The sequence below is a fragment of the Gammaproteobacteria bacterium genome (assembly GCA_029882975.1).
Classification (GTDB): domain Bacteria; phylum Pseudomonadota; class Gammaproteobacteria; order SZUA-152; family SZUA-152; genus JAJDNG01.
On sequence record JAOUJW010000003.1, the window covers coordinates 60,574 to 79,087 of the forward strand.

Consider the following 18,514-nt stretch of genomic DNA (forward strand, 5'->3'; position numbering starts at 1 on the left):
GGAACTAACTTTATGAACGAAAAACTCAAGGCGAAAGAAAAACTAAAACAGGAGGCGTTGGACTATCACGCCAAAGGGCGTCCCGGCAAAATCGCTGTACAGCCCACCAAGCCTTGTGAAACTCAGGCGGAATTGTCCTTGGCTTACACACCGGGTGTGGCGGCACCTGTACGCGCCATCGCTGAGCACCCTGAGCTGGTTTATAAATACACGGGTAAAAGCAATCTCGTGGCCGTGATCAGTGATGGCACGGCGGTTTTGGGTTTGGGTAATACCGGTCCTTTGGCCAGCAAACCGGTGATGGAAGGTAAGGCTGTGCTGTTCAAACAATTTGCCGATATCGATGTTTTTGACATTGAAGTCCAGGCCGCAAGTTCTGCGGAACTTATCCAGACAGTGATCAATATCGCCCCAACTTTCGGTGGAATTAATCTGGAGGACATCGCCGCCCCGGCGTGTTTTGAAGTGGAAGCGGCTTTGGTTGAAAAACTGGATATTCCGGTATTTCACGATGATCAGCATGGCACCGCGATTATTGTAGCGGCCGGGATGCTCAATGCGCTGGAAATTCAAGGTAAGACACTACAAGATGCACGTATTGTTTGTCTGGGTGCGGGGGCAGCAGGTATTGCGTCCTTGCGACTGTTGCTGTCCTTGGGGGCACGTAAGGAAAATCTGTTTCTGATGGACCGGCAGGGGGTGGTGCATAGTCATCGACAGGACCTGAATGTATATAAGCAAGAATTTTCCCTTGATACTCCTCTGCGTACCTTAGCGGAGGTGATGGATGGCGCCGACGTATTTCTTGGGTTGTCCGGTCCCAATCTATTGCCGGCGGAGCTGCTGGGCACCATGGCGCCTAAGCCGGTGGTATTTGCACTGTCTAACCCGGATCCTGAAATCGACTATCATCTGGCCAAAGCCACGCGGGACGATTTGATTATTGCTACCGGCCGCAGTGATTTTCCTAATCAGGTGAATAATGTCTTAGGATTTCCGTTTATCTTTCGTGGAGCCCTGGATGTACGAGCCCGGCTCATCAATGAGGCCATGAAAGTGGCTGCCGTCAAAGCGCTGGCGAAACTGGCTCATGAACCTGTGCCCGCGGAAGTGTTGCAGGCGTACCAATTGGACGCGTTGGAATTTGGGCCGGATTATATTATTCCAAAGCCTTTTGATGCCCGGCTGCAAGATTATGTGCCACCGGCTGTGGCTCAGGCCGCTGTGGATAGTGGAGCGGCTTCGGTCTATCCGGCTCAGTACCCACCTGCGCCGCAATGCTAGCAAGGGTAGGCCCGCGAAATCTTGCGGGCCTAAAACCGCCAGCCAGGTTATTTGGAGTGATATTGTCCGCTAAGTTCGTGTACGGAATTAATGAACATGGAGACGTGTTCCGGGTCCACTGTCGGGTGGATGCCGTGTCCCAGATTAAATACATGACCGTCTCCGTTGCCGAAGCTGGCTAGGATAGAGCCCACTTCTTCACGAATACGCTCTGGCGAGGCGTACAAGATACACGGGTCCATATTACCCTGCAGAGCCACCCGGTGCCCTACACGTTTTCTGGCTTCGCCAATATCCAGGGTCCAGTCTACCCCCAATGCATTGCATTTGCTCATGGCCATGTCTTCCAGCCAGGCTCCGCCGCCTTTGGTGAACAAGATGGAGGGAACGGGGCGGCCATCGTGGTGTTTAATCAGGCCGTCTACGATTTGAGTCATGTATTGTAAAGAAAACTCACGATAGTCCCGTGGGGTCAACACGCCGCCCCAGGTATCGAAAATCATCACAGCTTGTGCTCCGGCTTCGATCTGGGCATTTAAATACGCGGTCACCGATTCGGCAAGGGTGTCCAGTAATTTATGCATGGTGTCGGGGTCGTCAAACATCATGCCTTTCACTTTGGCGTATTCTTTGCTCGAGCCACCTTCGACCATGTAGGTGGCCAGGGTCCAGGGGCTACCGGAAAAGCCGATCAGAGGGACTCTACCTTGGAGTTCACGGCGAATCAGGCTTACCGCGTCCGTTACATAACTCAAGTCGGCCGGGTCCAGCACGCCCAGTGCCCGCACATCTCCCGGTGTGCGCAAGGGTTTGCTGAAGGTGGGGCCCTCGCCAACATTAAATTCCAGGCCCAGGCCCATGGCATCCGGGATGGTGAGAATGTCGGAAAACAGGATGGCGGCGTCCAGTGCATAGCGCTCCAATGGCTGCAAGGTGACTTCGCAGGCCAATTCCGGAGACTGGCACAAATTCATGAAGTTGCCCGCTTTTTGTCGCGTTGCTCGGTATTCCGGTAGGTATCGCCCGGCCTGGCGCATCATCCACACTGGAGTGAGGTCCACCGGTTCGCGCATGAGAGCTCTCAAAAAACGGTCATTCTTTAATTCGGTCATTGTCGCTTTATCCACAGGTTGTTGTGATAAGAGCCTACAGATGATGATTTATCGACAGGCTCTATTTCTCCCGGACACAAGGTGCCGCCAAACGCGCTATTATATTACGTATCGTTGCGGGCCGGTAGTTTATCTCCCATATTGGGTCTGCGGCGACGGGGAAGACCGGAAGAGTTGCCGGGAAATTGCCCCGGCAGCAGCACCGGGGGCGGGGTATCAGGGCAGGGCACTTCCCTAGAATTGTTTTACCCGTTGGGTGAAAAACTCCTCATTGTGTTGTGAGGATATGGGGAAATACCAGCAGGGTAAGGTTCTAGCGGTGACATCGTAAATGGAAAGACGTAACACCACACAGCGCCCACTCAATGCAGTGATTTCGTGCACTGAATTGAACCCGGAGTGCAGTAGACAAAGCTGATGGCGTTCCAGATTTTCGCACTCGTCGCGCCGTAACTTGACGATGGGGTAGTGGCTTTCTATGGGTGACGGGAGGATGGAGAAGTGCTGTACACGAGCTTGGCCGGATAAGACAATAAAGGCTTCCACGCGGCGGGAGCGATCGTGAATCGGCGTAACGGCCTCGTTGAAATACACATTCAAGCTGACCTCCATGTGGCCGTCATTGAAAAGCTCTTGTCCCAGCCAGGGGTTATTGTTGCGGGGGCTGGTATTGATAGCGCGCACGTTTTCAGTGAATTCCGGAGTTTGTTGTAGTTGCGCGTAAAAACGCTGAATTTGTTGCTCGAGCTCAGTATAGGTATTCGCGTTATTGCGGCTGTGGGGGGTTTGCAGCGCCAATGCCCGCTTCAGGTGGTTCCAGCACAGCGGCCAGGATTCCGGTTCTACATTATAAGCAATATTTCTGTTTATGGCGGTGTATCCGGTTTGATCGAATAAAGGTTTCATAGTGGCATTACCTGTTATTAACATTTCTCTGGTGTTGATGTAGACACAAAGGTGTTGTAAAAGGTGTAGTGGTGTTTTTTCCGGAAATTGTCGGATAAAGTCTGAAGAAATAGTGTAAGTGTTTGATATTTCAGGTGAAAGCTAGAAGGCTTGAGGCCGATCGGCTTACGTGTAAATATTGATCATGGATTCTGGTAATAATACATAGCAAGAATAAGAGGGCTGTGGTTTTATAGTGACACATGATAACAATAAAAATGTAACTCCTTTAACTGGTTTACTAAACCGCCGCGCTGGGTGCGGTGTCACACATGATAGGAACGGCCCATGGACGATACAACTTTACTAAAACGCTTTATAGACGGTGAGGACTCTGCGCTGACTCATCTGGTTGAGAAATATCAGAAAGAGTTGTATGGCTTTATATACCGCCATGTCAATAATCGGGCGGACGCAGAGGATCTTACACAAAAAGTATTTGTTAATGTGTTTTTAAAGGCTGAGCAGTTTGGCGAACGTTCCAGTTTTAAGACCTGGTTGTATCAAATTGCGATAAATCAGTGCAAAAACCATTATCGCAGCAGAGATCGCCAGCGTTTGGATGATGTTGAATGGGATTCTCTGGATTGGAGTGTGGACGAGGATTACGCCACAGAGTTTGAGCAAGCGCAACAACAACGCCTTTTGAAAGAAGCGGTGGACAAATTACCCACCAAACAGCGAATGACCGTTAACCTGCGCTTGTATCAAGACTGCACTTTTCCGGAGATCGCTGAAATAATGGCGGCGTCAGTAGGGACGGCTAAGGCGCATTACCACCAAGCGGTCACCAGCTTGCGAAAAACATTACAAAAGGAAGAGTATGAATTCAATCAGTTGTGACTACGTCCGAGGAGTATTGGTTGACTATATAGAAGAGGAAATACCGACGAATCAACGGTATTTGGTGAAGCAGCATTTACAAAGCTGCGATGGATGCAACAGCGAATTCAACGGAATAAAGATTATGTTAGGAAATGCCAATAACAGTTTGTTACAAGATCCCGGTGAAGAATTTTGGAATCAATTGCCCCAGCGGGTATTGCAGGAAGTTCGGCGTGAACAGGCGATCCAAAAGGATATCCACCGAGTATTGACACTCCCTGTGGCAGAGTCTGCAGAAACAATGACGCGGCCCGTAGATCAAGGGACTGTTGCCACGCTCCATACAATTGTCGGGTCGAAGCGTGCTTATACCAATTCTTTGCTGCCGTTTTTTGCCGTAGCAGCCACAGTGACCCTGGTATTCAGTTCATTATTGTTTTGGAGTCCACAACAGGCTTCTCGAGTAGATTCCACTGGCTTTCAGGCCGGTATTAATGCGAACAAGCAACTTGTGAGTTTGTCGCATAAAATGCGCCCGGTAACCACCGCTTCGACAGGGTATGGTTTTTCCGCTCAGGTGACCGAGACCCGCAGTTTTACCGTAGGCACCCTGTTGTCTGAAACCGTAAGCTATCTACACGGCGATGATATTTCCGGTGCTGCAAACCACATTGCACAAATGCTGCAATGGATTCAAGAAGAAGGTATGCCAAAATCGCTGGCTCAAAGTCTTATAGAGGCCCGGAATTTCATTCGTTTTGATCAGGTCAATCGATTGGGTTCCACTACGGCAGGGCGACGTTCACTGGAAAATTTAGGCGATTTTCAGCACGCTTATGAAAATTACTTGAGGATGAATGACGAGAAAGGATTGATGCTGTTTAAAGCAGCAATATGGACTTACAATATTGGACTGGCCGCATTGGCTGTGGACAACGGGTCGGCAAGCCAAGTTTCCGTTCCGGCAAACACACAGACGGCTGCACTGATTAAAGAGATGTATCGATTTGATGCGCCGGCAGGGGTTTTGACCCGAATGCAGGAAATTAATGGTTTGTTACAGAAGCAAAACTTGGATCGACGTGAGTTGAGGGTTCTAATTAGTAAAATTAAGCAGCTGCGCGAGTTGTTGGCGTAGTAGTTGGCTGGTTGAATGAGGTTTTTTTAAAGACCGACCATTCGCCGATATAGCAGTTTGAGGAAGAACATCAGGAGGATACGGAGATCCTGGGGAGAGTACTAACGTGAAAGTTTCACGCTTGTTGATGATTACCGTATTGCTGGCGACAACCTGGCAAGGGGCGGCTGCGTCTATCGTTCCTAACCCTAAGGAGCGGATTGAGTATTGGCGTAAGAACTACAAAGAATTGACGGCGGAACAAGATCCTCGAGTGAGTAAAGCACGGGAAATATTTACCCGTGTATTAAATGCTGCAGGTAGCCGCCATGGTGTACACCCCCGACTGCATATTATCGCGCAAGATCCACTCAATATAACTCTGCCTATTTCCATTCCCGACGGTTGGGTGGTGTTGTCCAAAGGTGTGCTGGAGTTGTGCTACAAGGATGGTCATGATGGCGATGATCGCCTCGCCTTTGTTATGGCTCATGAAATTGCCCATTTGTTGGACGATGATTTTTGGCATATTAATTTTTTTAACGCCATTGAGTTGTCCAAACGCAAAGGTTTGGCGGATGAGTTTGTATTGAATCAAATCCGTGGGATTGTGGGGGAGACCAATAAAGTACAGGCCAAGGAATTACGAGCGGATGAAAAAGGGATATTGTTCGCATCCATGGCGGGCTTTAACACAGACGCCATAGTCAATGTCAGCGGCGACACGGGTTTTTTTGCTCAATGGGAGTCACTGCTCAATCCCCATCGGGTGAAACAGCGCCGGCCTCGATCACTAAATAATGTTAAAGCAGAAAATTCCACGCATCCCTCTTCAGTACAACGAAATACCGCCATAATAACCCGTTTGCGCCAAGTGTCCGCTCAAGCCGAGCTGTTTGATTTGGGTTTGCTCTTCTACCAAATGGGAGATTTTGAAAGGGCGATTGATGCGTTTGGTGAGTTTCAACGCCACTATCCCGGTCGGGAAGTGCATCACAATCTTGCGGTCAGCCACCATCAACAGGCTTTGAAGTTGCTGAGTGGAATCAATGACTCGCCTGCGGCACAGTTTAAGTTAGCTCTGGCTGTAGACCCCGTAACTCGTGCAGCGCAAACCAGTTTTCGGGGGCCGGAGCACAATGAGTTTCAGTTTAAACAGCATATGGCAGTCGCTACCGAGTATTACCGCACCGCGATTAAACAGGATCCCACCTATATACTAGCCTACAAAAATCTAGGTAGTGCTTATATTGTCAATGATGAGCCCTTTAAAGCCATTGCTATATTAAAGGATGCTTTGAAGCAAGCGCCCGATAACAGTGGTCTGTTGAACGCCATGGGCGTGGCGTTTCATTTTTCGGAAAACAGTCTCAAGGCGCAGGATTATCTGCGTCGTGCCATGAGTCAAAGCAGCGGCTTTGCTGATCCCTTGTACAATTTGGGAATGATGGCTTATCTCGGAAACAATATGGAAGCGGCCAGGAGGTATTGGAAACAATATCTGGAACTGGACTCTAACAGTAATTGGGCGAAAACCTTGCGCAGTCGCTACAAAGTGGATACGCAACTGGCCGTGTCTCGTGGCTTGATTTCAGTAAAAAACGAAATGCTGTCCGGCTTGCAGGTGGGGCACTATGCGGATGAAATTCCCCGTAGCTGGGGTAAAGGGGCGGTAAAATTGGTGTCTTTTAAGGATGCTCCCTTTACTACATCCGAATACGGCAATGGTATCACCACGTTGGCAGAAGGCGATGAGATTAGAGCGGTTCTCGCCGGTCTGGACTATGGCGGCGCCAGCAACCGCGGCATTAAAATTGGGGTTTCGCAAGAGCAGGTGCTTAGCGCCTATGGTGTACCGTCATCTACATTAAATACGACTCTGGGGGCCAGTTGGGTTTACGCCAAAGAGCGCATAACTTTTCAAATCAGGGACAATTCTGTGGTTTCCTGGGTCATTTTTTGATTTCAATAGCGCAAGAGCATGGGTTAAAAGAGAGAGTACATATGGGTTGTAATTTTGAGGGTAAGCAGTTTTTCCCAAAACGGTACATAGGTTTGGTTGTGGGTTTTTCCCTGTTGTTGGCGCAGAATGTTTTCGCCCTTGCAGAGAATGCGAAACCGGAAATCTCATCAGGAATTGCGGATACTGATAATAAAACCAGAGCCGTGGAGTTGTTTAGTCTTGGGGAGTTCGGTGAGTCTATTGCCTATTGGAAAGCCGCACTTGCACAGGATCAGGCCAGCGGTGATACAGAGGGGCAGGTTATTTCCTTGTACAACCTGTCCATTGCTCAACGGTCTGTAGGCGCTGTGACTAAGGCAATACGTAGTTTACAAGAAGCTTGGCGCCGTGGGGTGAAAATCCACAACCCGGAACTCAAGGCGAGAATCAAAAGTAGTTTGGGTAGTTTGTTTTTGTATTCCGGGAAACAGGAAAAAGCGCTGGAATTGCTGCGTCAGGCGCGTCGGGATGCGGTGGCGATTAAGGATTGGGAACTGGAGTCCATGGTTTTAAATGATCTTGGGAATCTTTATGCTGCACGGTCGCAGTATGACCTGGCATTGGGTACCTTTGAATTTGCCGCTTTGCTGGGTGAGCAAAACAAGAGTCCCTTGTTAACGGCCAAAGCCAATACCAACATCACCTCGGTGTTGGTACAGCAAGGACGTGCGAAGGCGGCCAGTCGCAGTGCCGTTTCCGTATTACGTGGCTTACGGTCTCAATCGGTTTCCTATGAGTCCGTAATGATCTTGGCGAGTTTAGCCCAAGCTGTACAAGGTGTTATGCAATTGCCACTAAAACCTCAGGATCGGCTGGACCGCAAACAAATGGTTCATGAGGTGGTCAGGGCGATTAATCAGACCACAGATTTTCTCGATCGCTTGGCCAGCGGTCGTTTAGCATCGCGCGTCTATGGTGCTATGGCGGCTATTTATGAGGCAGCTGAACAATGGGGTGATGCGGCTGCGTTAAATAGCAAGGCGATTTTTGAGGCACAAAAAGGCGAGTCCACCGATTTGTTATACCAGTGGCAGTGGCAAGCGGGGCGAATTTATAACAAACTGGGGCAGCAAGACGACTCGATTAGGGCTTACCGACTGGCTGTAAATGCCTTGCAGCCCATTCGTCAGGAACTGAGTAAGCGGCAATTGGGTAAAGATTCCCGGTTTTCAGAGACGCAAGGCAATGTCTATTTGGAGTTGACTGACAACTTGCTGAGAAAAACGGATAATTTAAGCAATCCTCGTCAGCGAACCCAATTGCTATTGGAAGCCAGAAATACCATGGAGCTGCAAAAAGAGGCTGAATTACAGGATTATTTTAAAGACAGTTGTGTTGTTAATGCCAAGAACAACATTAAACACATTGATGAAACACTGGCGGATAATACGGCTGTTTTGTATCCCATATTACTTCCCGATCGTACGGAATTACTGGTGAGCTTTGGCTCGGGGATGGAGCGATATACGGTTAAGAAAACCGAGGCAGAGGTTACTGAGGAGGTTAGAGCCCTACGGGTTCGCTTGGAAAGTCTGCGCACACGAGCCTATTTGCCTCATGCTCGAAAATTGTATCAATGGTTGATTCAGCCCATGGAAGCGGATTTTCAAAAACGCGGTATTAACACCTTGGTTATGGTGGCAGATAAATCCTTGCGTACCATCCCCATGTCCGTGTTGCATGATGGAGAGCAGTTTTTAATTAACAAATACGCTTTGGCGACTTCACCGGGGTTGAAACTCACTGACCCCAGGCCATTGCAGCGAGATAATTTGCAAATTCTACTAAGCGGATTAAGTGAGTCAGTACAAGGATTTCCGGCCTTACAATATGTACGCGGGGAACTGGAGGAAATACAGGATTTGTATGTGGGTAAGTTGCTGCTAAACCGAGAATTTGTCAGCGCCAGTGTGGCGAAAGCTTTGCGGGATACCAATTACTCCGTTACCCATATTGCATCGCATAGTGTTTTTTCAGGTGACGTGGAACAATCCTATATCCTGACGTATGATGATCGAATCACTGTGGACCAATTGGGGCAATTTGCCGCTTTAAGTCGCAGTCGTTCCAAACCTATTGAGCTGTTGACCTTAAGTGCCTGCCAGACGGCAGCGGGAGATGATCGAGCGGCTCTGGGTTTGGCCGGCGTAGCTATTAAATCCGGGGCTCGCAGCGCCTTGGCCAGTTTGTGGGCAATAAATGATCAGGCTTCAGCTGTGCTGATTACGGAATTTTATCGGCAGTTACGCGATCCGGTTGTTACCAAAGCGCAAGCCTTACAGCGTGCTCAGAGCAAGTTGATGCAGAACGTTCGGTATCGGCATCCGGGTTACTGGTCTCCCTTCTTGTTAATTGGAAACTGGTTATAAAACCAACAAACATCGGTGGCAGCAATCGCCGCAGCGGCCTCTGTCACACTAAAAATGTGTACAAATCTCAACTGCTTGTTTATAGTTTTACTGTCACTCAGGTCGGCGTGCAATTCTAATAACTAAAGGTGCGCACATTTGTCGACTCCGCACGGGATGGATAAAGCGGAGTACTTTTACGTAACGACTACCATCAAACCTGAAACTCACGTCATTGTTTTAAATGCTTTCATCCCCGCATTCGTGAAAGCATACAGATTGACAGACTGGACAGTCTGAGAATAACTATGAGGGGGCAGGATGCTTGCTGGTTTGAATAAATATTGGGCACTTGGTGCAGCGGTCATGTTACCGCTTGCGATTCTCGGCGCGTGCAAACACCAAAACGGTGAATCCGTGAGTTTACAGCGTTTGTCAGATACCATCTATCAGATTGTCAAAGCGAACCGTCATGTCTACGCGCGTCACATCGTGCAGCGGTTGCATATGAATGACCAAACGGTGAAATTTGCCGAGCAATGGCAGGAGCTCAAAGCATTACCGGTGCCATCACAAATGTTGCGTATGGGTGCTGCGGAGGTGAATACCAGTAGCGGTGGTGATGTCCAATACAGCTTAAAGTCCCTGTGGGCCATCAATCGATCTCACTTTCCTGCTGAGAATCAAGAGCGAGAAGGCTTGATTCATATTTTGAAAAATCCGGGTAAAAATTTCTACAGTGAAATAGAAGAGAGTGGGCAACGGTATTTTTTGGCAATATATCCGGATATTGCTGTAGAACAGTCTTGTGTGGAATGCCACAATTCGCACCCAAACAGCCCTAAAAAAGATTTTCAGAAAGGGGACTTGATGGGTGGATTGATTGTTCGGGTTCGGTTGCCTCAGAAGTAATGAATCTGGGGGGCGGTTGAAAAAACAGCCTGTCCCAGCGAGCGCGGGTCAGGCTGTAACCTCCAGAGAGTAAGAGTAGATCCCGGTCAAGCCGGAACATTCCGTTCTTGGGTGTGTGGCAGCACCTAGAACAGGGTGCTAGTTTAGTGCCGGTGGGGTTACACAGAACTTACATTTTCCACCAAAATTGACACCAAACGTTAAAGACTGGCGAAATATGCTCTCAATTCATCCACTTTATTTTGAGGTATGTTATTGAATGCGCCCATCAATTCATAAGGGCCGCCATAAAGGGACAGGTTCCGGCTTAAGGGCATGCTTTTTAGAGCCAAATCACTTGCGTTGAAAGCACGACTGGTGTCATCGACGCCGGCGGCGTGACAAATAGCGCATTTAGCAGCATAGAATGCGCGTCCATTGGGTATGACCTCAGTACTGACGGTTATCACCACCGTACCTTCTGCTTTGGTTCCATCGGGGTCCAAGGCAATATAATTAAAACGATCTTCTCCGGTAAAGCCGGTGACGGGGGTATAGGTAAATCGGCCCCCACCCTCGTGGATCACGCTACCACCTTGGGTACTGTTACTGTCGAAACTATCAATGCCCAGGACGTGACCGCTGCTGCTGGAATCATTATCCAATACGCTGACCACGCCACTGGAATCCGGAGGCAGGCTCAGGGTGTCATTCCCGATAGTGAGTTCAGCCGGCGGTGGTACGGGTGGTGGAGCCGATTGTGTGCCGCTGTCATAGCAGGTTACCACGGTGAGCGCCAGCAGGATGACGGGCATGACTTGGTAGAGATAAAACCGGCGGCGATGTTGGAAGTGCATTGTGATTTTGGTTCTCATACAACATCACCTACTGCGTGGTTAGGAAGTTGCTGATAAGGCCGGTGTCGCTGCCGGACCCGCTGGTACTCAAATAGGGTTGTAATTGTTGCATGTCATTTTTATTCACAATGGCCCGGTTGATTTCGCTTTGTGTGGCGCCGACAATATTGTCCACGGGACCGCCCTGGCCATTGACGCCGTGACAGGTTTCACAATACACATGATAGAGCCCTGCGCCGTCGACAGGTTTGGTACCCCCGCCACCGGAGGCGAGAAACTCGACAATCAATTGTTGTTGGGTGTTGTCCAACTGCAGGGATCGCATCAGAGCAATTCGGTTAATGGCATTTTCGACAAACCTCAAGGACGTACCTGTGACCACTTTATAAGTGCCACCACGACCGTCGGTACCGTGACACACCGAACAAAATACGCCATACAATCCCGCGCCATCCACGGGTAACGGCCCGCTGCCGCCGCTGCTCAGGAAGTTGCCAATGGCGTTCAGTTGGGTTGCATTGAGCTGTAACGGGTTCATCCAGCTTTCCGCTGCAATGGCGGCGCTGATCATGGTAGACGGCGCTCCGGTTACGGCCTTAAATTTACCGCCATGACCACCGTTGCCGTGACACACAGCACAGAAAATCCGGTACAGACCGGCGCCGTCAGTCGGCAGGCTGCCACTGCCTCCGGCGGTGAGAAAATTTGCCACCAGTTGAGTTTCCTCCAGCGACAGGCTGATGTTCTGCATGGCCGGTATATCGGCAATGGCAGCTGCTATCATGGGGAAGGAAGCACCGCTAACGCCTGACTCAATACCGCCGCGGCCATCAATGCCATGGCAGGCGGAACAGAACATGCCATATAGGCCCGGACCGTCGTTAGGCCTGGGGGGAGGCGCAGTGCTGCCCACCAGCAGAAAATCTGCGATGAGCTGAACTTCATTGTTGGTGACAGAGATAGCGCTCATCGCGGCAATATTGTTCAATGCTGTTGTGATTTGTGTTGTTGTGGCACCCACTACTGCGACTGCAGAACCTCCGAATCCGCCGGTGCCATGACAGGCAAAACAATATTGGTTATAAAGCGCTTCACCTTCGGGTGAGCCGGCATTGGCGTTGATGATTACGGTGGTCGCGGCGGCAGCGGTGAGCTTATCGTTATCGGTTACTGCCATGGTAATGGTATAGCTGCCTTCGTTCATGTAACTGTGATTAACAACCGCTCCTTGTTCAAAAGCACTGCCGTCACCGAAGTCCCATAAATATCGTGATATGGTTCCGTCGCCATCCACGGATGCGCTCGCATCCAGTGATATGGAATCTCCGGGTTGAGCCGCGTACGGAGCGCTGATATGCGCTTCGGGAACGATAGGCCCCGGAGCCGGTACAATTTCAATATCCAAACTGCTAAGGGCAACGCTATCTCCTTCCATGGTGGCGTCGTTGTCAGCGGATACAACAGCTGCATATAGAGTCACAACCCCGGTAGTGACCGGCGCTGTAAAGGTAAACGTCCATTCTACGCCGGCGTTACCGACGCTATAGGGGGAACTGTGTTTCAGTTCCCGTTGCTCCAGTACCATATTGCTGCTGCCAGGCGTTAAGGTGCCTGCTGTGGCGCTGATATTGAAACCCCCCAGGTTTTGTTGGCCTCCGCTCATAATCAAGGTGAAACCGGCACTGCTGCCGGCCTCCATGTTGATGGCGCCGTTTAGACTGATGGAAGGGGGGATACCTCCCGTGTGGCAAGCACTGCAACTGGATCCGGCGTTGGTATTGGGATTGCCCGATTGGCCGGTAATTCCGCTGCTCAAAGCGGTGGCCTGTTGGGGTATGCTCAGTGAGAGTAGCAAGAGAAAATAAAAACTATTTGGTAATGAACGTTGTACCATAATTTTCTACCAACAATAGTACCCGTACCTCGGTGCGCTCATGTATCTCCTGAAATTGATTTTCCTGCTGTCATGGTGGTGCAATGGGCCACTGATGTCTGTATTACGTTGGGCAATCAGAGAGGGTTCCCTTTATTTATAGTCCCAAACCCTATGCTTGCGCAATCAAAATAATAGTGATTTAAGTATAAAATCAGCTTATGTTGACTGACGCTTAAACCCATACACAATTGGATTTTGTCATACAAACAAGCGTTTATTGGTTTGGCGGGGTGGCCAGGCAGTTGCCCATTGTCCGTGGTTTTCCTACGTGTTACGGCGCAAGTTCGGTAATTACAGAGGAAAATAGCGCGCGTGTCTTACGTATAAAAAAGAAGTGCAGAGTATTGATTGTTGTGATGTAAGCGTAGTGTGGTATAGGCGGCGAATGGTTTTTGATGTATATCATAGTGGCTCTAGAGTATTGCGACTATGCTGGGGTTACATAAACGGTAGTAACAGAATGTGTATCAAGTCCAGTTCCGCTAATAATGGTCTAGACTTCTTTGAAGGCCACCCTGTCGAGCGGAGAAGAAAATGGTGAAACGCAGACAATTGGTGATGATCTGTGGGGGACTTGTGTTGTTCTTCCAAGGACCGTTTTTCGCGTTCGTACAAATCTCTTTATTGCAAAACCCTTTGTTCCTAAGCCAGTTGTTCCAAAACCGGTTGTTTCAAAACGCATACTCGCAACGCGCCTTTCTGGTAAGCAATGGTGTCGTCTGGGCAGAGGAGCGAAAAGTCTTTACCGAAGACGATATTCAAGAGTCTGATATAAAGCCGGCCGGAAGTATTCCTTATTCCCAAAAAGGTGCGGATACCTGCCTAAAGTGCCATGATGAAGATTACGCTTTTCCCGTCTTGGATATTTTCTACGGCGTCCACGGTAACCGTGTTAATAAGCGCTCACCCATGGCGGGTTTGCAATGTGAGTCTTGTCATGGTCCGGGTGGTTTGCATGAGTTAGAACCTTTTGTAGGTAAACCCAGGGCTCCGATTATTAAATTTGGGCGCGACAGCCAAACTGCTGTCAGTAAACAAAATTCAATGTGTTTACAGTGTCATGCGGACCAACACAGAGCACAGTGGCGGGGTAGTGCACACCAGAGCCAAGCGATGCGGTGTGTGGATTGTCACACTTTACATGTGCCCAAAGACCCAATTATGCAACGCGATACGCAGGTGGATAAATGTTTCCAATGCCACCCAAAACAACGAGCTGAATTCCAGCGTTCTTCGGTCCACCCGGTTCGATTTGGGAAAATGCAATGTACCCAATGCCACAATCCCCACGGTGCGGTAGCGCCATTCTTGTTGCGTAACAACAGCAGTCGCTTATGTTATACCTGTCACGCGGATAAGCGTGGTCCGTTCCTTTGGGCTCATGCGCCGGTCTCGGAGGACTGCGGTATTTGTCACAGGCCACACGGTTCGGTTTACGATGCTTTGCTAAAAAAGCGAGCCCCGCTGTTGTGTCAGCAATGTCATGCCAACGGGCATTCCAGTGTCAAATATGGCAGTGATGGTTTAGCTCAGCAAACCCCTAATGCCTTTTTGTTGGCTAAATCCTGTTTGAATTGTCATTTTCAGATTCATGGTTCTAATCATCCTTCCGGGGTGAAGTTAATGCGTTAGGGGTTTAAACGCTGCGTTACTACGGAGACCGACAATGAAACGAGTGCAGTTCCTGCTTTTAATGATGCCAATAATGTCTTTAGTAGTTATGTGCTTGCCGCTTAGCGTACTGTATGCACAAGAATCTCCTTTAGACGTGGCAGGAGGCACAGCCGGTTGGGAATGCAAATGGTGTCCTGTTACCGATGTAACAGCTCACGCAGAGATAGAGTTAGGCGCGGGGTTTGTTACGGAAGATTCTATGTATGGAGACTACACAGGGTTGGGTGATCGTGGCGGTTATGCCATCGCAGCGTTTAATACAGCAAAACCGCCGGGTGATGCCGGCTGGAGTATGTCAGTGGAAGGGCAGGACTTGACTCTGGATAGCCGTCGCTTGCTTTTGTCCAGTGAGTCAGCGGGGGTGATGGGTGTCGCGCTTGAGTACGATCAGATTCCTCGGCAGCACAGTGCCGTGCTTACGCCGTATCAGGGAGAGTCGCAACAGGTGTTGCCTGTAACCTGGGTGAGCGCAGCAACGACAGGCGGGATGAGTCAGCTTAACAGCAGTTTGCACGAAGTGGTAATCGGATCAGACAGAAAAAATCTGAATATTGATGCGGTATATCATCCATCGCCACAATTGTCGTATGAATTGAGTTTTCACCAATTGCAAAAGCAAGGTATACGCATCCAAGGCTTGGCATTGGGTAATGTGTTTGTGACAGCAAGAAGTGCTTTGCTAACAGCTCCGGTGGATCAAGAGAGTCGCAATGCTCGCTTCAATGTGGCCCTACAGCAATCGCGCTTACAGACCTCGTTTTCTCTGGAGGTATCGGAATTTACCAATGCAGTGAAGGCCTTGCGCTGGGAAAACGCTTTTTCCGAACCTGTTGGGGTCAGTCAAGGTCAGGCTGGCGCGGAACCCGGTAACGATATGCAACGTCTATCAGCGCAAGCCAGTTACATCGTCAGTGAACGCAGTCGCGCTTTTGCCGGACTAGCGTATGGCAGGATGGGACAGGATGAGTCCTTCCTGCCCTATACAGTGAATGTGGCTTTGACCCCCTCGGCTTTGCCGCGTAATTCCCTGAGAGGGGAGATTTTCACCTTCGATTTATCGCTTGGCTTTCTCAGTGCCCTTACTGAGCGCCTGCAATTGCAGGCAAGCTATATTCAGCAGGAACAGGATAATAATACAGACAGAGCCACATATACCTATGTTTCTGCGGATACCGCTATTAGCGGAGATCGGGCCAATTTTCCCTATAGTTTTCGTAAACGTCTGTTGCAAACTCAAGGCCGCTACAAATTCTCAGCTCTTCATCGTATTACCGCAGGTTATGACTATGAGTGGAATGATCGCACTTACCAGGAAATCAGTTCCGCCAAAGAGCAGAGGTTGTGGGGTGCTTATGTTGGAGAATTACAGCAGGGAACCGGTTTGAATCTTAAATTGGAACACTTGGATCGCATGGGGGAACGCTACAGTCCGGTGGCAGAAATTGTTCCTGCGGAGAACCCCGCGCTGCGTAAGTACAATATGGCAGACCGCATTCGGGACCGAATCAATATTTCTGTTAGTTCGAGCACTTTCAGTCAGGTTGATTTTGCTCTGCAAGTGGAAATGTCTATGGACGAATACGATCATTCTGCCGTGGGACTGTTGGATAGTAAGGAACGCAGTTATTCCGTGAACCTGAACTGGCACTTAAGTCGGTCAGCCTCCATAACAAGTGATTATAACCACACCGTGATGCGATCCTCGCAGGCGGGTAGCCAAGCGGCGTCCTCTTGGTATGCCCAGAATGACGAGACAGTGAATACAATTGGTCTGGGCTTGCAATGGCAGTTCGAAAATCGAACCAATCTGGGATTGAGCTACGATTATTCCCGATTTTCCGGCGAAACCCGGATCTCGGAGATTGCGAATTTTCCCCAATTACTTTCTTCACGTCATAGCCTGGCTTTACAGGGTCACTATGTACTGGACGCCCGTAGCGGTTTAAATACGGTATTTCGCTATGAAAAATATCGTGAAGAGGATTGGGCTTTGCAGGACGTCGCCGTTGATACTTTAGATAATGTGTTGTCTGTGGGTGAAGGGAATCCGGATTATCGAGTTTGGGTGGTGGCATTAAGTTATAACATGCGTTTTTAATGGAGGCGGTGATGCGGGCACAATTGTTAGTGAAAAGTTTGTTGGTTGCCTGTATCAGTCTGGGGCCAGGAATATTACCGGCGCAGACTGATCCGCCGGCATCACAGTGTGCAATGTGCCATGGCGTTGATGGAAACAGTCCCAGTGCGTCGGCCCCTTCGATTGCCGGTATTACCCCGTACTACTTTAAATACACCATGGACGCGTACAAAAACGGTGGACGCAACTCAGACATTATGAAAATGTTTGCGGGGCAGTTATCCGCAGCCGATATAGAACAGTTGGCACTATTTTACAGCGGGCAAAAACCTCTGGCACGTCAGCAGGCCATGGATTCAAACAAGGCGGCGCAAGGGCAAGGTCTGCATCAGCGTTATTGTGAAAAATGCCATAGCAACAATGGTGGTGTGAGCATCGATGGTTACGGAGTCCTGGCGGGGCAATGGACAGATTATTTGCGTCTGACTCTCCAAGAGTACCTTGCCGGAAAAAGACGTACTAATGCTATGATGCTGACCAAGCTACGGAAAATGCAAAGGCTTGAAGGGGAAGGTGCGCTGGAACGGTTGATTCAATTTTATGCCGGGGCACAACCGGATTAGGGAGTGACCCCCATTGCCATTTGTGCGGCCAATGAAGTGCCGTCCAAGTAGCTGCTACTGTGCATGCGGGAGTCTATCTCGCCCGTTACTTTTGCACTGATTCGCAACGTGGCGGTGCATTCGGCTTGGTCGCCAATAAAGTTAAGCGCTCCCGGCGGGATGGATAGCTGGTTACTGTTGTGAACGAATGTACTGTATTGAATGCAGGTACCGGATATACTGAGGAAATACGTGTCGGCCGTAGAGTCCCAACTGACATCAATGGTGTCATTGGCTACAGAAAACACCTGGCCGGAGGCGGGGCTGCTAATAACAGGGGTTGCCGGTATTGTGATATTCGCGGCCAAATTGTTGCCATTGGCTCGATGCAAGGTAATGGTATATTGGATTTCGCCGCTTTGATTACTGATCCATTGTGTGTCGTACCGTGATGATCCAAATAAATATGTGTCTCTATATAAGCTCTGTTGGATGACGCCGTCAGACGCAATCAAGCTTTCGTTAGCACTTAAGTCCACATATCCGGTTTCATCAGGTTCACGATCGACTTTTAACAGGAGCCAATTCATCTCGTTTTTACCTTTCTTCCGATAGCGTAAATCGGCATCGAGACTAATGAGTAAAGGGGAAGCACCCGGGGTTTCATGGCGTGATGAAATAGAATACTCGGCGATGATTTCATGATCCTTCAGCGATTCAGAGGATTGGGTGTTAACATCGCAGCCGCAGAGTGCCAGTAAAGAGAGCAGGCCGAGGTGGAGACATATTTTCCCCCGGTAATCAAAAAAAACGGAAATGGGATGCCTATTGCTCATGGGACAAC

At 49.4% G+C, this 18,514-nt stretch carries 14 protein-coding genes; 9 read left to right on the forward strand and 5 right to left on the reverse strand.

Annotated elements, in window-relative coordinates; translation table 11 throughout:
* The first annotated feature begins 12 nt into the window (after window positions 1-12).
* Window positions 13-1,284: a malate dehydrogenase gene (locus OEY58_03220; GenBank protein ID MDH5324450.1), complete on the forward strand. Its 1,272-nt coding sequence runs from the start codon at window positions 13-15 to the stop codon at window positions 1,282-1,284.
* A gap of 47 nt (window positions 1,285-1,331) precedes the next feature.
* Here the strand turns inward: OEY58_03220 and hemE are convergent, their stop codons facing one another.
* Both hemE and OEY58_03230 read right to left on the reverse strand, forming a co-directional pair.
* Window positions 1,332-2,396 carry a uroporphyrinogen decarboxylase gene (gene hemE / locus OEY58_03225; protein ID MDH5324451.1) on the reverse strand — a complete coding sequence of 355 codons (1,065 nt, stop codon included), beginning with the start codon at window positions 2,394-2,396 and terminating at the stop codon, window positions 1,332-1,334.
* A 234-nt stretch (window positions 2,397-2,630) separates the two neighbouring features.
* Window positions 2,631-3,302: a hypothetical protein gene (locus OEY58_03230; GenBank protein MDH5324452.1), complete on the reverse strand. Its 672-nt coding sequence runs from the start codon at window positions 3,300-3,302 to the stop codon at window positions 2,631-2,633.
* A gap of 327 nt (window positions 3,303-3,629) precedes the next feature.
* On the opposite strand from OEY58_03230, the gene OEY58_03235 reads away from it, so the two are divergent.
* The 5 genes from OEY58_03235 to OEY58_03255 all read left to right on the forward strand — a co-directional run bounded on the left by OEY58_03235 (window position 3,630) and on the right by OEY58_03255 (window position 10,545).
* On the forward strand, window positions 3,630-4,184 hold the full coding sequence (locus OEY58_03235) for an RNA polymerase sigma factor (protein MDH5324453.1): 555 nt from the start codon (window positions 3,630-3,632) through the stop codon (window positions 4,182-4,184).
* Window positions 4,165-5,304: a zf-HC2 domain-containing protein gene (locus OEY58_03240; protein ID MDH5324454.1), complete on the forward strand. Its 1,140-nt coding sequence runs from the start codon at window positions 4,165-4,167 to the stop codon at window positions 5,302-5,304. The genes OEY58_03235 and OEY58_03240 overlap by 20 nt, the downstream gene beginning before the upstream one ends.
* Window positions 5,305-5,410: 106 nt before the next feature.
* Window positions 5,411-7,246: a M48 family metalloprotease gene (locus OEY58_03245; protein ID MDH5324455.1), complete on the forward strand. Its 1,836-nt coding sequence runs from the start codon at window positions 5,411-5,413 to the stop codon at window positions 7,244-7,246.
* Window positions 7,247-7,287: 41 nt separating this feature from the next.
* Complete coding sequence (locus tag OEY58_03250) at window positions 7,288-9,654, forward strand: CHAT domain-containing protein (protein ID MDH5324456.1); 2,367 nt, start codon at window positions 7,288-7,290, stop codon at window positions 9,652-9,654.
* Window positions 9,655-9,954: 300 nt separating this feature from the next.
* The gene (locus tag OEY58_03255; GenBank protein MDH5324457.1) at window positions 9,955-10,545 is read left to right on the forward strand and encodes a DUF3365 domain-containing protein; all 591 of its coding nucleotides are present in this window, start codon (window positions 9,955-9,957) and stop codon (window positions 10,543-10,545) included.
* Between the two features lie 200 nt (window positions 10,546-10,745).
* Here the strand turns inward: OEY58_03255 and OEY58_03260 are convergent, their stop codons facing one another.
* Together OEY58_03260 and OEY58_03265 are read right to left on the reverse strand one after the other, a co-directional pair.
* The gene (locus OEY58_03260; GenBank protein MDH5324458.1) at window positions 10,746-11,399 is read right to left on the reverse strand and encodes an Ig-like domain-containing protein; all 654 of its coding nucleotides are present in this window, start codon (window positions 11,397-11,399) and stop codon (window positions 10,746-10,748) included.
* A gap of 10 nt (window positions 11,400-11,409) precedes the next feature.
* Entirely contained in the window at window positions 11,410-13,275 is a 1,866-nt protein-coding gene (locus tag OEY58_03265; GenBank protein ID MDH5324459.1) for a c-type cytochrome, read from the reverse strand.
* A gap of 576 nt (window positions 13,276-13,851) precedes the next feature.
* On the opposite strand from OEY58_03265, the gene OEY58_03270 reads away from it, so the two are divergent.
* The 3 genes from OEY58_03270 to OEY58_03280 are packed head-to-tail and all read left to right on the forward strand — an operon-like array spanning window position 13,852 to window position 17,691.
* On the forward strand, window positions 13,852-14,949 hold the full coding sequence (locus OEY58_03270; protein ID MDH5324460.1) for a DmsE family decaheme c-type cytochrome: 1,098 nt from the start codon (window positions 13,852-13,854) through the stop codon (window positions 14,947-14,949).
* A 34-nt stretch (window positions 14,950-14,983) separates the two neighbouring features.
* Window positions 14,984-17,089: an MtrB/PioB family decaheme-associated outer membrane protein gene (locus OEY58_03275; GenBank protein MDH5324461.1), complete on the forward strand. Its 2,106-nt coding sequence runs from the start codon at window positions 14,984-14,986 to the stop codon at window positions 17,087-17,089.
* A gap of 11 nt (window positions 17,090-17,100) precedes the next feature.
* The gene (locus OEY58_03280; GenBank protein MDH5324462.1) at window positions 17,101-17,691 is read left to right on the forward strand and encodes a c-type cytochrome; all 591 of its coding nucleotides are present in this window, start codon (window positions 17,101-17,103) and stop codon (window positions 17,689-17,691) included.
* Here the strand turns inward: OEY58_03280 and OEY58_03285 are convergent.
* Window positions 17,688-18,506 carry a hypothetical protein gene (locus tag OEY58_03285; protein MDH5324463.1) on the reverse strand — a complete coding sequence of 273 codons (819 nt, stop codon included), beginning with the start codon at window positions 18,504-18,506 and terminating at the stop codon, window positions 17,688-17,690. The two genes, OEY58_03280 and OEY58_03285, sit on opposite strands and share 4 nt — an antisense overlap.
* Between the last annotated feature and the right edge of the window lie 8 nt (window positions 18,507-18,514).